The organism is Cellulophaga geojensis KL-A, assembly GCF_000568425.1.
Classification (GTDB): Bacteria; Bacteroidota; Bacteroidia; order Flavobacteriales; family Flavobacteriaceae; genus Cellulophaga; species Cellulophaga lytica.
In genome coordinates this window covers 1-1,463 of record NZ_ARZX01000064.1, presented here as the reverse complement: position 1 = coordinate 1,463, position 1,463 = coordinate 1, and the positions used below count along the sequence as shown (strand labels likewise).

3 protein-coding genes are annotated in these 1,463 nt (G+C 32.1%); all 3 read left to right on the top strand.

Annotated elements, in window-relative coordinates; translation table 11 throughout:
• The first annotated feature begins 39 nt into the window (after positions 1 to 39).
• The 3 genes from KLA_RS17760 (at position 40) to KLA_RS17155 (ending at position 1,448) form a co-directional block, all read left to right on the top strand.
• The gene (locus KLA_RS17760) at positions 40 to 426 is read left to right on the top strand and encodes a hypothetical protein (protein ID WP_051456155.1); all 387 of its coding nucleotides are present in this window, start codon (positions 40 to 42) and stop codon (positions 424 to 426) included.
• Between the two features lie 10 nt (positions 427 to 436).
• Positions 437 to 721 carry a hypothetical protein gene (locus KLA_RS17160; RefSeq protein WP_034647383.1) on the top strand — a complete coding sequence of 95 codons (285 nt, stop codon included), beginning with the start codon at positions 437 to 439 and terminating at the stop codon, positions 719 to 721.
• Positions 722 to 971: 250 nt separating this feature from the next.
• On the top strand, positions 972 to 1,448 hold the full coding sequence (locus tag KLA_RS17155; RefSeq protein ID WP_152536880.1) for a hypothetical protein: 477 nt from the start codon (positions 972 to 974) through the stop codon (positions 1,446 to 1,448).
• Positions 1,449 to 1,463 lie beyond the last annotated feature (15 nt).

The window sequence follows — 1,463 nt, the reverse complement described above, 5'->3', positions numbered from 1 at the left end:
CCTACCGTTACCACACATTTGAGAAAAAATATCGAATAAATGAAAGTTCACGTATTTTTAGGGGAGTTTAATAGCAGAAAAGAAGCTACTTCATATACTGAATCGTATTGGGAACCTGAACCTGACGAAACTGCATCTGATGAAGAATACGCCTTATGGGAAAATAACAATCCAAAATGGAAAATGGAATCTGATTTAAAATGCTATCTAGACGGAGATTTTATTGAAACGATAACGGATGAAAACAAATTTGAATATCTATGCGGAATGATTGAAAATTCTGAAGACATAAAGCACTTAAAAACGGAACTTAAAGGGAAGGAACTCATCTTAATATTTGAAAAAGCAATTAATAGCGAAAATGCTGAATTAAAATCGACAGACAGAATTGAATATAAAGGAGTTTACGAAAGTACTCTGAAATAGCTTGACTAAAATGAACAAAGAAAATATACCGAAAACACTCCATTTTCTTATTCCAATTGCAAAAGAATGGGGAATTGGAGATGATGGATACCGAAGTGAAAAGATTGACAATTCATCAGTCAACGAATTAAAGGAACTAACTAATCACTTTACTGATGATGTTCTACGTGATTTAAATGACTGGTTGGAAAACCCAAACCCAATTGAACCTCAGACTGAAGAATACTATTCCTTTACTTCTTTATATCAGGCTTTTGAATACGGATATTTCGTTCTTAAAGACTCAAAACAATAAGAAGTATAAAATGGTATTGTGTAGGGAAAACGTGTGGTAACATTGGCTATAATTAATACGGGTTTTGGTGCTTAACTCGAAGTTTAGAGCTTTTAACTAAGTCCGCCAAATCTTTTGATTTGGCTTTAAAATAAAAAAGATAAAACAAAATAAAAAGATTTGGCTAAGTGCTTAATCGGAAATTAATTACTTTTAATTCCCGTACTAACCATAGCCGAGACGTTGTACGCAAGCCAAAACTCACTTGAAATTGACAAAAAAGATAATATTTGGAATATTAGCATTTGTAATCGGAATTATCATAGCCTACTCTTCCGAATCTTTTTTTCGTGGAATAATTCAGGACATTTTTAAATGGTCAACTTCTGACAAAATTCAACTTGTTGAAAAAAACTTTTTTGTTTTCTCGAATAAACTTTATTTCCTGACGTTCGGAATTGGACTTCTAATTTTAATGCTTGACAATCTGAATCAAAAACTCGCTGATTATTTGAAAAACATAATAATTAGCCTTCTGATTTTCGGAATTTTAATTCTCGGATTTTCCTCTTTAGATGCAAACCTAAAAGTTGTGGAATGTACTGCTTGTGACAATGGAATTAGAAAATTACACTGGAATGATATAAATTACGGACTGATTTTAGGTTTAAGCGCAATATTTGCAATTATTCCAAGTCTGATTAGAATAATTAAACGGATAAAAAAGCCAGCGTACAACAATGTATAACCGCAATTACGGCGG